The organism is Microbacterium maritypicum MF109 (assembly GCF_000455825.1).
Classification (GTDB): Bacteria; Actinomycetota; Actinomycetes; order Actinomycetales; family Microbacteriaceae; genus Microbacterium; species Microbacterium maritypicum_A.
Genome location: NZ_ATAO01000228.1, coordinates 84,932 through 97,756, shown reverse-complemented (window position 1 = coordinate 97,756; position 12,825 = coordinate 84,932). Strand labels below are relative to the sequence as shown.

The window sequence follows — 12,825 nt, the reverse complement described above, 5'->3', positions numbered from 1 at the left end:
TCAGCCGCGCGCGGCCCACCACTCCCGAAGCCGCTGCTCGGCGACATCGGGCCCGAGCACGCCCTCGTCCAGGCGCAGGTCGAGGAGGAACCGGTACGCCTCGCCGACCTCGCGTCCGGGGCTGATGCCGAGCACCTGCTGGATGCGGTTGCCGTCGAGCTCCGGACGGATCGCGTCGAGCTCCTCCTGCTCGCGGAGTGCGGCGATGCGCGACTCGATGTCGTCGTAGGCGCTCGCGAGACGACCGGCCTTGCGCTTGTTCCGCGTGGTCACGTCGGCGCGGGTGAGGATGTGCAGGCGCTCCAGCAGATCGCCGGCATCGCGCACGTAGCGACGCACGGCCGCATCCGTCCAGGCGCCCTCGGCGTAGCCGAAGAAGCGCAGGTGCAGCTCGATGAGCGTGGCGACGGCGTTCGTGGTCTCGGTGTCGAAGCGCAGCGCCTGCAGCCGCTTGCGCGCCATGCGCGCCCCGACCACATCGTGGTGGTGGAACGTGACCACTCCCCCGGCCTCGAGCTTGCGGGTGCGCGGCTTGCCGATGTCGTGCAGGAGTGCCGCGATGCGCAGCGGCACGTCGGGCGCGGCGCCGGGGTGCCGGGAGTGCTCGAGCTCGATCGCCTGGGCGAGCACGGTGAGCGAGTGCTCGTAGACGTCCTTGTGGTGGTGGTGCTCGTCGACCTCGAGGCGCAGTTCGGTGACCTCGGGCAGGAACTCGTCGATCAGCCCGGTGTCGACCAGCACGCGGATCCCGCGCACCGGGTCTTCGGTCTGCATGAGGCGCACGAGCTCGGACTGGATGCGCTCCGGACTCACGATCTTCAGCGTCTCGCGGAGCTCGGCGATCGCCTCGGCCGTGGCCTCTTCGACGCGGAAGCCGAGCTGGGCGCTGAAGCGCGCGGCGCGCAGCATGCGCAGGGGGTCGTCGCCGAATGAGATCCGGGGGTCCGCCGGGGTGCGCAGAACACCCGCGATCAGATCTTCCACCCCACCGGTCGGGTCGACGAGCTTGACCGACGGCACCTGCAGGGCCATGGAGTTGACGGTGAAGTCGCGGCGCACGAGGTCGCCGTCGATCGTGTCGCCGAACTCCACCGTGGGCTTGCGGGTCACACCGTCGTAGCTGTCGGCACGATACGTCGTGATCTCGACCTGTTCGCGCTGCACGCGCGCGCCGATCGTGCCGAACGCCCGGCCGATGTCCCACTGGGCGGTCGAGATCGGCGTGACGATGGTCAGGATCTCGTCGGGCGAGGCGTTGGTCGTGAAGTCGAGGTCATGGGTCACGCGTCCGAGCAGCGCATCGCGCACCGGACCACCGACGACGGCCAGATCGAAGCCGGCCTCCTCGAACGCCGTCGCGAGGGTGCGGACGACCGGATTCTCGGCGAGCGCACCGAGACGGGCGAGGCCGTCAGCCATATTGAGCATGGGTTCCAGCGTACCGGGGTGAGCCGTTCGTGCCGGGGCAGTCTGCTGCCCCTGCCTCTTCTCCGAGCCCTTCTGCGAAAACCCAGACCGTCCGCCCGCGCGCCGGCGCGCCACCCCTCGACACGCCGGTCCCCGCGACGTCGGTCTCCGTTTCGGCCGAAGGAGCGTCGGTCGCGGAGTTCACCCACCCTTCCCTTCGGGGTCAGACGCCGGTCATCCGTCTTCGATGGGGTGGAGGGGCCTCGTGCGGCTGAGCACGGAAACCCCACCTCGAAGGACTGACATGACCTCCCCCACCCCTGCGGTGCGGTGGCGGCGTCGCGGACTGACGTCCGTCGCGCTCCTCGCCCTGCTCGGCGGCGCCGTCGTCGCCCCCGCGGCTCTCGCCGCACCCGACCCCGAGGTGCCGACGGGATCGCTGATCACCGGCGACACCTCCTGGCACTACCTCGACGACGGCTCCGACCCGTCTCCCGCACCGGCGGCGCTCCGTGACTGGACGCTGCCCGCCTATGACGACAGTGCATGGAAGACCGCTGCCGGCTCGTTCGGCGCGAAGGGCGGGAAGCTCGCACCGGTCGGTCCGCAGACGCCGAAGACCCTTCTGAACCACTACCTCGACGGCACGGCGGCCCCCACCGTCCCGACCTACTTCTTCCGCACGACCTTCGAGCTCGAAGCGGGCGTCGCCGAGCAGGTCGCGGCCCTCCAGAGCACTATCACGTACGACGACGCGATCATCGTCTGGATCAACGGCGAAGAGGTCGCCCGCTACGTCGACGGCCGCATCACCGACACCACCAACGTCGAGTACGCGGGAGACGGCAACGGCGACCCGCTCACCAGCACGTTCAGCGCCGAAGGCGACCTGCTGCACGACGGCACCAACACGATCGCCGTCTCGCTGTTCCAGGACCGGGAGACCAGCTCCGACATCTTCTTCGACATGTCGTCGCTGACCCTGGTCAAGGCATCCGCCCCCGGCACCCCGGTCGTCGCCCCGCCGACCCGCGTCATCCTCACCCCGACCGAGCAGCCTGCCGTCTCGCAGTCGTTCTCCTGGCTCGCCGGCGACTCCTCGCACACGGTCGGACAGGTCGAGATCGCGCCCTCGGCGGGCGGCGAGACCCGCACCGTCGACGCATATGACGCGGGTGTCGTGAACGGCAACCCGAACAAGCACTTCTCGGCCACCGTGACCGGCCTCACCGCCGCCACCGAGTACCGCTATCGCGTCGGCCTCCCGGGCAGCTGGAGCGACTGGTTCACCTTCCGCACCGCGGATCCGTCCGCGACCGACTTCCAGTTCATCTACTACGGCGACGCGCAGATCGGCCTCGACACCACGTGGCCGAGCGTCGTGAAGCAGGCGGAAGCCGCCGCGCCCCGGTCGATCGGCTCGGTGCACGCGGGTGACCTCATCAACACGTCGAGCAACGAGAACGAGTGGGTCAACTGGTTCAAGGGCATGAAGGACTCGGCCGTCCGCACCAACGTGATGGCCGCCCCTGGCAACCACGAATACTCGGGCGACAAGCTGCTCACGGCGTGGAAGGCCGCGTTCGAATACCCGCGCAACAACCCGTCGACGAGCTCGATCGGCGAGCTGGCCGACCTCGCCAAGGGCGACTCCGCCGTGGCGCAGCAGTACCGCGCGTTCTTCGACCACTGGAGCTCGTTCGCCGCCGAGACCGCGTACTACACCGACTACCAGGGCGTGCGTTTCATCACGCTGAACGCCACCCGCGACACGACCTTCCTCACCCCGGCCGGACTCCCGTCCTGCACGGGCACGGAGTGCCCGTCGTCCCAGATCGGCACGCTGTGGACCCGCTTCCAGGGCGCCTGGCTCGACCTGCTGCTGCAGAACAGCCCGTCGAAGTGGAACGTCGTCACGTTCCACCAGCCGGTGTTCTCGGCATCCGAGGGTCGCGACGAGCCGGTGTTGCGCGCCGAGTGGCTCCCGGTCTTCCAGCGCAACGACATCGACCTGGTGCTCATGGGCCACGACCACACCTACGCTCGCGGCTACGTGAACACCGATGCCACCGAGACCACCGGCCTCACCACCGGCCCGGTCTACGTCGTGTCGAACTCGGGCGCGAAGCACTACGACCTCGAGATCCCCGAGAAGAACGTCTGGACCAACAACGGCGCCACCCAGGTGCTGCGTGGCCAGGGTGTCACCACGTACCAGGTCATCGACGTGTCGAAGAATCAGCTGGTCTACCGTTCGTACCTCGCCGAGAAGCAGCCGGGCGCGACCACCGACCTCCCCGTCGGCGCCGTCTACGACACGTTCACCGTGACGAAGTCGAATGCCGGGGAGAAGTGGGTCACCGAGGCCGGCGTCACGCCTCCGGTCACGCCGGAGCCCGAAGTTCCGGCCAAGGTCGAGCTCGGCGCGGCATCCGTGAAGGCCGGCGGCACGGTCACGGTATCGGGCAGCGGCTTCGCGGAGGGCGCGCAGCTGCGACTCGAGCTGCGGTCCGACCCGGTGCAGCTGGGCACCGCCACCGCCGGTGCGGACGGATCCTTCCAGCGCACGGTCACGATCCCGGCGAACACCCCGGCCGGCGGGCACACGCTCGCGGTGATCCTGCCCGACGGCACCGAAGTCACCGCGGCCCTCACCGTCGCAGCGGCAGCCGGTGGCGGAGCGGTGGCACCGGGCAACGGCGGCTCGACAGGCGGCGACCTCGCCACCACAGGTGCCGACAGCGCGCCGTACATCGTCGCAGCCGTCGTGCTCCTCGCCGCCGGCCTCGGCCTGTTCGCGATGCGCCGTCGTCGCCGCCACGCCGCGGTGGAGACGACCGAGGCGGAGTAGTCCGCACGAGAGGGTGCCGTGCCGTCTTCGGACAGGCCGGCACCCTCTTTCCCTGCACAGATATCCCATCGATAACGATGCGGATTCCGCTGCTCACGGGGAGCCATCCCCTCCTCCACACACCCCTACGCTGTGGACATGCGCCCTCACTCTCGCCTCATCCTCGCTTCGGCCACAGCCGCACTCCTGGGCCTCTCGCTCACCGCCTGCGCCCCGGCGAGCACAGACGGCTCGGTGACGCCGTCATCGTCATCGTCGCCGGTCGCCTCTCCGTCCCCCACGCTTGCGGACCGGGTCGTCGAGATCTCGGTCGACGGCCTCTCGGTCGACGACGGCGCCGTGATCGCGTACGACGACCCTGACGGCGCTGTCGCCGCCCTCACCGACGCCTTCGGATCGGCTCCGACGGAAGGAACCGTCGAGGGCCCCTACGGCGCCGTGTACTCCGGATACGACTGGCAGGGCACGAAGGCGACGGTCCGCGAGACCCGTATCGACCTGGTCGTGTCGGCGGATGCCCCCGGTGTGATATTCCGCACCCCGGAGGGCATCGGCATCGGTTCCACGCGCGCCGAGGCGATGGCCGCAGGAGCGGTGGACGGCTGGGATGAAGACGGCGACGGCGTCGCCGACTACCTGAGCATCGGCGTGCGAGAGGTTCCCGGCACGTCATCCCTCGTGAATCCCGGAGAAGTCGGCGTGGAGTACATCGACCTCAAGATCACCGGCGATGTCGTGACCCGCCTCAGCAGCGGAGGCAACGACTTCAGCGACATCTGACGCGAATCCAGACGCTGCCGACAAGACTCCCCATCGCCTGACGGAACCGCCGACTGAGATAACCTTCACCCGAGTCCGTCCCCGGTGAAGGAGAGCAAGTGTCCGCGAATGATGTGATCGCCGACGAGACCGATCGGATCGTCGCCGCGGCCCTGCAGGTGAACGGCCGCGCGTCGTGGGGCGAGATCGCTCGCGTGGTCGATCTGCCCGAGCGCACGGTCGCCCGTCGAGGCCAACGGCTGCTGGATCGAGGACTGGTCCGCGTCTCCACCTACGTCGACCCGGCCCGCGTCCTACACGCCCGCGCGGTGCTGTTCCGCATCACGACCGAGCCCCATGCCCTGTGGCACGTGGCACGCACGCTCGCGCGGCGGGCGGACGCGTCCTCGGTCTCGGTGCTCGAGGGCAGCAGCGACATCGCCGGAATGCTGCTCCCCCACGATGACGCCTCCATCCGCGAGCTGCTCTTCACCGACTTCCCCGAGCTCGACGGCATTGACTCGATCAATGTCACGACAGTGCTGAAGTTCTTCCGCTCGGGGCACGACTGGCGCGCGGGAGTGCTCACCGACGAGCAGGCGCGCATGCTCGACGAGTCGTCCGGATCCGAGGTCGACCCCGCCGATTCTCTGAGCACGGACGAAGAGGCGCTCATCCGGCTGCTGCTGAAGGACGGACGGATGCCGGTCGCTCAGCTTGCCCGATCGCTGGGACTGAACGTCACGACCACCCGGCGCCGGATGGAGTCCCTGAGCCGTCGCGGTCTGATGCATCCGCGGACCGAGGTCGTGCCGAGTCTGTTCGGGTTGGGACTGGAGGCGCTCGTCTGGCTCCGGGTGCCGATGGCGCGCCTCGAGAGAGTGGGAACCGCCCTGGCGGCAGCGCCCGAGGTGAAGTTCATCGCCGCGACCACCGGCACCTCGCAACTGCTCGCCAACGTGCTCGTGAAAGACGCCGACGAGTTCTACGAGTTCCTCACCGGGCCGGCCGTGGCGGGCCACGAAGGCCTCGAGGTCGTGGAGTCGCTGGTCGTCATCACGCCGGTGCTGCGTGGGTCGCTGATCGTGGATGAGGCACCCGAAGCACTGGCGAACGACATGCCCACCGGCGCCATCCGCCTATAGTCTGATTCTGTTACTGACATGTAACGAAATGGCGAGATCGTTCTTCAACGCTTGACCTAGTGGCGAAATAGGGCAAGTATCCTCTCCAGGGCCATCACCCCTGGAGAGGACGACCGTGTTCACGGCAACGGGAGACAACTGGGCGGATCGCGCGGCGACGCTGCCCCTGCGCACGCGCTTGTTCATCGACGGTGCGTGGGAGGAGGGCTCGGCCGAGCCACTGACGCCGGTGAGCCCGCGCGACGGACGGACGCTCCCGCCGATCAGCGCAGCCTCGGTGGGCGATGTGGACCGTGCTGTGCGCTCGGCGCGCGCGGCATTCGACTCCGGGATCTGGTCGCGGATCGCTCCCCGCGAGCGTGGACAGCTGCTGATCGCGTTCGCCCAGAGGATCCACGACAACGCCGAAGAGCTCGCCCTCACCATCTCGCTCGAGATGGGCAAGCCCCTGCGCGAGGCGCTGCAGACCGAGCTCCGCGCCGTCGTGAACTGCTTCCGCTGGTACGGCGAGGCTGCGGACAAGGTCCTCGACGAGATGCCGGTCACCGCCCCGGGCAGCCTCGCGCTCGTCACCCGCGAACCGGCGGGAGTGGTCGCGGCCGTCGTGCCCTGGAACTTCCCCCTGACCATGACCGCCTGGAAGCTCGCCCCCGCTCTCGCGGTCGGCAACAGCGTGGTGCTCAAGCCCGCCGAGCACACCACCTTCTCGGCGCTCCGTCTGGCCGAGCTCGCACACGAGGCCGGGATCCCCTCCGGCGTCCTGAACGTCACACCCGGCACCGGCCAGGTCGCCGGCCGTGCTCTCGGCGAGCACCATGACGTCGACGTCGTCACCTTCACGGGCTCGCCCGAGGTCGGCCGCAAGTTCCTCGGCTATTCGGCGGCGTCGAACGGCAAGCGCGTCTGGCCCGAGCTCGGTGGCAAGACCGCGAGCCTGGTGCTGCCGGATGCCGACCTCGAGCGCGCGGTGCGGGCCACCGCCGACGGCTGCTTCTACAACCAGGGCCAGATGTGCACGGCCTCGTCGCGTCTGCTGGTTCCCCGCGCCCAGCGGGACCGTGCCCTCGAGATCGCCGCCGACGTCGCACGCACGACCCTTCCCGCCGACCCCTTCGAGGTCACGACCTCGATGGGCGCGATCGTCAGCGAGAGGCAGCTCGCGGGCATCGCCGGCTTCGTCGAGCGCGCCCAGGCGGAAGGCGGCGAACTCGCGGCCGGCAGCCCCGAGCGGTTCCACGCCGTCGATGGTGGCAGCTACTTCGCCCCGGTCGTGCTCGGCGTCACTCCCCAGCACGAGGTCGCGCAGCGCGAGGTGTTCGGCCCCGTGCTCTCGGTCATCGCCTACGACGACGTCGAAGACGCCCTCGAGATAGCGAACGGCACCGAGTTCGGACTCGCCGCCGCGCTCTGGAGCACCGACCTCAACGCCGCGCACACCCTGTCTCGGCGCCTGCGCGCCGGCGTCGTGTGGGTCAACTGCTTCGAAGAGGGCGACATGACGATCCCGTTCGGCGGCGTCAAGGGATCCGGATTCGGTCGCGACAAGAGCCTGCACGCGCTCGAGAAGTTCACCGATCTGAAGACCACCTGGATCGAGCTCTCATGACGCGCCCGTTCATCGGCATCACCACCTGGCGCCGGTTCATCGACACCGATCTCGGGGCCGGCCGCGCGGCGCACACCCTGGGAACGGAGTACGCCGCCCCCATCGAAGCGGCCGGCGGTGCCGTCGTTCTCCTCCCTCCGACGGCGAGCGTGGACGAGGTGCTCGACCGCCTCGACGGGCTGGTGCTCTCCGGCGGCGAAGACGTGCACCCCTCGCGCTATGGTGCCGAACCGCAGGAGGGGAAGAACTACGACCCCTCGCGCGACGGCTTCGAGATCGAACTCGCCCTCGGGGCACGCCGGCGCGGTGTCCCCGTACTCGCGATCTGTCGCGGACTGCAGGTGAGCAACATCGCCTTCGGCGGGTCCCTCGTGATCGATATCCCGACCACGGAACACCACCAGCCGGTGCGCGCCGCCGACCAGCAGCTCGCCGCCCGGCATCCGATCGTCCTCGCGGACGGGAGCCGGCTCGCCGCCCTCTACGGCACGCGGGAGCGGATCGTGAACACCATCCATCACCAGTCGATCGACATTCCCGCCCCCGGTGTCCACTCCGTCGCCTGGGCGCCGGACGGGATCGTCGAAGCCGTCGAGTCCGACGACGACTGGCCCTTCTGGGCAGTGCAGTGGCACCCCGAGAAGATGATCGACCCCGATGAGGCCGCAGAGGAGATGCCGCTGTTCACGGCGTTCGTCTCGGCCGCCCGCGAACGAGCAGCGGAACACCCCGCTGCGGAGAAAGGAACACGATGACCAAGCAGGTCTTCCTCGAGTACGAGAACGGCGTCCGCGCCGTCGCCACCCTGTTCGAGGACCTCGCCCCTCGCACGTGCGAGGCCATGTGGGGTGCGCTGGAGAAGCCGGTCACCATGCAGGCGATGCACGCGATGTATGCCGGACCGGAGGTCATGGTCGGGCTCCCCGAAGAGGCTCAGAACTTCGACCCCGAGAAGGTGCCGTTCGAGAACCAGCAGGTCGTGCCCGCACCGGGTGATCTGCAGTGGTACTGGCAGCGACCCATGCAGATGGGTGGGCTGCCGTTCGAGTGGTACGAGATCGGCGTCTTCTACGATCGTGGTGCCCGTACTCTCGGCCCGCTCGGATGGACACCCGTCAACATCTGGGGCGGCATCACCGAAGGACTCGCGGAGTTCGCCAAGGAGAGCGCGGCGATCCGCATCGACGGAGCCAAGCAGCTCACCATCGGACGCCTGGTCTAAGGCGTCTACTCAGTGCTGGACCCATCCCGAAGGAGCAGTGCATGAATACCCGAAGAATCCTCACCACCGGAGCGCTCGTCGCCACCGGAGCCCTCGTCCTCGCCGGCTGTGCTGCCGGTGACGACAGCGCATCGTCCGGCGACAAGGAGTTCGCCGGCGAGACCATCGTCGTCACGTCGTTCGGCGGCGACTGGGAGAAGGCCTTCATCGAGGCCGTCGTCGATCCCTTCGAGGAGGAGACCGGGGCGAAGGTCGAGCTGATCACGCTGTACAGCGCCGACGCCCTCGCGCAGGTCACCGCCCAGAAGGCGAGCCCGCAGATCGACGTCGTGCATTTCTCCGGAGGGCAGGAGTTCACCGCGGCCGCAGACGGTCTCATCGCGCCGATCGCCGCCGACGAACTCTCCGAGACCGGCGACCTGATCGACCTGGCCACGGCCGGACTCGAACGGGGCGAAGGCCCGGTCATCCAGCTCGCGCCGATCGGGCTCGTGTACAACACCGAGGCGGATGCGCCGGCACCCACCTCGTGGTTGGATCTGTTCGACGAGGCCTACGCAGGGCACGTCGCCCTCACGGACTTCTCGAACACGTACGGCGTGCTCTCGATGCTCCGGGTCGCCGACGCGCTCGGTGGTGGCATCGACGACCCGTCGCAGGCGATCAGCGATCTCGGGGCCCTGGCTTCCTCGGGCGACGCGATCGTCGTCCCGACCTCGCCCGATCTGCAGACCGCCTTCGCCCAGCGCGACACGTGGCTCGCACCGTACGCGATGGACTACGCCGGCACGCTGCAGGACGCCGGCCTTCCGGTAGAGTTCATCGTCCCGGAAGAAGGCGTCACCGCCTCCCTCATCACGGCGAACGTGGTCGAGGGCCGGGACAACCCCGACCTCGCGAAGCTCTTCATCGATTTCGAACTGCGCCCCGAAGCACAGGCCGTCTTCGCGGAGAACATGCGGTACTCGCCGGTCAACACCAAGACCGAGCTCTCCGACGAGGCTGCGGACGCGGTGCTGACGGGTGACGAGCTCGAGACGGTCGTCGTCTACGCTCCGGGCGATGTCGCGGCTTCGCGACCGGCCTGGACCGATGAGTGGAATGCGCTGATCACCAAATGAGTGTGCGAACCCGTAGGGAGCCCTGGCTCCTGCTCCTGCCGGCGATCGTGCTGCTCGCGCTCGCCTTCATCACCCCGGTGGCTGGCATGCTCCTCATGAGCGTGCAATCGTCGGCAGGCGGGTTCACCCTCGACAACTTCACCCGGTTGTTCACGAGTGAGTATCACCTCCAGGCGGCGCTGCGCTCGCTCCGCCTGGGGGTGATCCAGACGGTGATCACCCTGCTCATCGCCATCCCGCTGTCCTACGTGATGGCGCGCGCCGGATCCAAGGTGCGCTCGTTCCTGCTGATCGTCGTGATCCTCCCGCTCATGACGAGCGTCGTCGTCCGCACGTTCGGGTGGGTGGTCCTGATGGGACCGTCAGGGCTCCTCATGAAGATCCCCGGTGCCGAGTTCCTCGTGAGCGGCACCCAAGGCTTCCTCGGAACCGAGACCGGTGTCGTGATCGCGATGGTGCAGGTTCTCCTCCCGTTCGCGGTGCTGAGCATCCTCGGCGTGATCTCGGGCATCCGGCCGCAACTGGAGGAGGCCGCACGCACCCTCGGCGCCGGATTCTGGCGCACACTGTGGCACGTCGTCCTCCCCCTCGCGATCCCCGGCATCGTCGCCGGCGCCTCGCTCGTCTTCGTCCTGTCGGTGAGCTCGTTCATCACCCCGCGCTTCATCGGCGGCGCGCAGATCCCGGTGTTCGCGCAGACGATCTACATCGATGCGACCACCAACCTCGACTGGTCGTTCGCGGCCGCGCAGGCCGTGCTGCTGTTCGCCGGGGTCATGCTCGTGCTCGCAGCGACGTCCCGACTCGGGAAGCAGAAGGTGTGACCATGGTCCGTTCCGTTCCGATCCTCGGCGGGGTCCTCGCCATCGTCCTCGGCGTCGTGGTGACGCTCTACATGCTCGTGCCGCTCATGGTCGTCGCCGGAGCCTCGATCGGCGAGAACCGCTTCCTGACCTTTCCCGGTCAGGGCTTCACGCTCGAGTGGTACGTCGAGGCGCTCACCTCCGACACGTATCTCGAGCCGTTTCGGCTGAGTCTGCTGGTCGGCATCACGGTCGCGATCGTCGCCGCAGCCATCGGCACCGCAGCCGCTCTCGCCCTCACCCGCTTCAAGGTCCCCGGCGGTGCCGCCATCCAGGGGCTGCTGATGTCGCCGCTGACGATCCCCACGATCATCCTCGCCATCGGCGCACTGTCCATCTCCTCACTCACGATCGGGTCGCCGAATGTGGGTGTCCTGATCGCGATCCACGTCGTGATCGCGATCCCCTATGTCATGCGCACCGTCACAGGTGTCATGACCAGGGCCGACCACTTCACGGAAGAGGCGGCACGCACCCTGGGCGCCAGCACCTGGAACCGCTACCGCCTGGTGGTGCTCCCCATCGCCCGCCCCGGCATCGCCGCCGGCGCGTTCTTCGCCTTCAACATCTCGTTCGACGATGCGGTCATCGCCCTCTTCCTGCGTACTCCGCAGCTCGAGACCCTGCCCATCGCCATCTACGGCCAGCTGGAGTTCAGCACGTCGCCCACCGTGGCCGCCGTCTCGACTCTCATGGTCCTGCTCACCGTCGTCCTCATGATCGTGCTCGAACGCATCATCGGCCTGGGAAGGTTGTTCGTCTGATGACAACACTCACCATCACTGCTCTCACCAAGGACTTCAAAGGGACGAAGGTGCTCAAGGGCATCGACATCTCGATGCGTTCGGGGGAGTTCGTCTCCTTGCTCGGGCCCTCGGGGTGCGGCAAGACCACGCTCCTGCGCTGCATCGCGGGCCTCGAGTCGCCCAGCGGCGGCACGATCGAGATCGCAGGCCAGGATGTGACCGGGCTCCCGCCCGAGAAGCGCCACCTCGGCATGATGTTCCAGAGCTATGCGCTGTTCCCGCACATGAGCGTCGTCGAGAACGTGCGCTTCGGTCTGCGCATGTCGGGCGAGAAGACCAAGGCCGAGCAGAAGGAACTCGCCGTCCGTGCGCTCGAGCGCGTGCAGATGGGCCACCTGGCCGATCGGATGCCGGCGCAGCTGTCGGGCGGACAACAGCAGCGCGTCGCCCTGGCCCGTGCCATCGCGTTCGAGCCGCGCGTACTGCTGCTCGACGAGCCGCTGTCGAACCTCGATGCCCGCCTACGGGAGGACATGCAGGTCGAGCTGAAGGAACTGCACCGCACGCTCGGCCTGACCACCGTGTTCGTCACCCACGACCAGGAGGAGGCGATGAGCCTCTCGGACCGCATCGTCCTCATGAACGCGGGTGTGATCGAGCAGGAGGGCGCACCGGCCGAGCTCTACGGAGCACCGCGCACTCCCTTCGCCGCCGACTTCATCGGTGCCGCGAACCTGCTGCCTGCGACCCGTTCCGGCGCCGTGGCGACATTGAATGGCACCACGATCCAGGTGCCGATGACCGGCGCGGGCCCCGATGGCGCCGGCGAGGTGGTGCTCCGCCAGGAAGATCTGCGGCTCTCCCCGACGATCGGAGGCGACGCTCCGGTACGTGTCGAGGTCGTCACCCATGTCTACCGAGGCGCCGACGTCGTCTACATCGTCGAGCTCGCGGGAAAGCGGATGCGCGTCGTGCGTCCGCGGCACGAGGCGCCGATCCCCGAGGGTGCGGCCGGTCTCGGCTGGCGAGAGGGTGCCGTGCTCTGGATCGCCGCGGCCTGACGAACAGATCCGCTCCTCGTCGGAGGGCGCCCTCCGACGAGGAG

11 protein-coding genes are annotated in these 12,825 nt (G+C 68.5%); 10 read left to right on the top strand and 1 reads right to left on the bottom strand.

What is annotated here, in order from left to right; genetic code table 11:
* The gene (locus L687_RS39715) at positions 1-1,428 is read right to left on the bottom strand and encodes a CCA tRNA nucleotidyltransferase (RefSeq protein WP_021201414.1); all 1,428 of its coding nucleotides are present in this window, start codon (positions 1,426-1,428) and stop codon (positions 1-3) included.
* Between the two features lie 283 nt (positions 1,429-1,711).
* On the opposite strand from L687_RS39715, the gene L687_RS39710 reads away from it, so the two are divergent.
* From L687_RS39710 to L687_RS39665, 10 genes are all read left to right on the top strand, one after another.
* Positions 1,712-4,258: a purple acid phosphatase family protein gene (locus L687_RS39710; protein WP_021201413.1), complete on the top strand. Its 2,547-nt coding sequence runs from the start codon at positions 1,712-1,714 to the stop codon at positions 4,256-4,258.
* 138 nt (positions 4,259-4,396) lie between these two features.
* The gene (locus L687_RS39705; RefSeq protein ID WP_152525982.1) at positions 4,397-5,038 is read left to right on the top strand and encodes a hypothetical protein; all 642 of its coding nucleotides are present in this window, start codon (positions 4,397-4,399) and stop codon (positions 5,036-5,038) included.
* A 98-nt stretch (positions 5,039-5,136) separates the two neighbouring features.
* Positions 5,137-6,162 carry an Lrp/AsnC family transcriptional regulator gene (locus L687_RS39700; protein WP_021201411.1) on the top strand — a complete coding sequence of 342 codons (1,026 nt, stop codon included), beginning with the start codon at positions 5,137-5,139 and terminating at the stop codon, positions 6,160-6,162.
* A gap of 115 nt (positions 6,163-6,277) precedes the next feature.
* Positions 6,278-7,768 carry an aldehyde dehydrogenase family protein gene (locus L687_RS39695; RefSeq protein WP_021201410.1) on the top strand — a complete coding sequence of 497 codons (1,491 nt, stop codon included), beginning with the start codon at positions 6,278-6,280 and terminating at the stop codon, positions 7,766-7,768.
* Complete coding sequence (locus tag L687_RS41690) at positions 7,765-8,523, top strand: gamma-glutamyl-gamma-aminobutyrate hydrolase family protein (RefSeq protein WP_021201409.1); 759 nt, start codon at positions 7,765-7,767, stop codon at positions 8,521-8,523. The genes L687_RS39695 and L687_RS41690 overlap by 4 nt, the downstream gene beginning before the upstream one ends.
* On the top strand, positions 8,520-8,990 hold the full coding sequence (locus L687_RS39685) for a DUF3830 family protein (protein WP_017829890.1): 471 nt from the start codon (positions 8,520-8,522) through the stop codon (positions 8,988-8,990). Before L687_RS41690 ends, L687_RS39685 begins: the two co-directional genes overlap by 4 nt.
* A gap of 41 nt (positions 8,991-9,031) precedes the next feature.
* Complete coding sequence (locus L687_RS39680; RefSeq protein WP_021201408.1) at positions 9,032-10,111, top strand: extracellular solute-binding protein; 1,080 nt, start codon at positions 9,032-9,034, stop codon at positions 10,109-10,111.
* A complete protein-coding gene (locus tag L687_RS39675; RefSeq protein ID WP_021201407.1) occupies positions 10,108-10,935 on the top strand; it encodes an ABC transporter permease in 828 nt (275 codons plus the stop codon). Before L687_RS39680 ends, L687_RS39675 begins: the two co-directional genes overlap by 4 nt.
* 2 nt (positions 10,936-10,937) lie before the next feature.
* Complete coding sequence (locus tag L687_RS39670) at positions 10,938-11,738, top strand: ABC transporter permease (RefSeq protein WP_031208187.1); 801 nt, start codon at positions 10,938-10,940, stop codon at positions 11,736-11,738.
* Positions 11,738-12,781 (top strand): ABC transporter ATP-binding protein, encoded by a 1,044-nt coding sequence (locus L687_RS39665; protein ID WP_021201405.1) that lies wholly within the window; start codon positions 11,738-11,740, stop codon positions 12,779-12,781. The genes L687_RS39670 and L687_RS39665 overlap by 1 nt, the downstream gene beginning before the upstream one ends.
* The last annotated feature ends 44 nt before the right edge of the window (positions 12,782-12,825 follow it).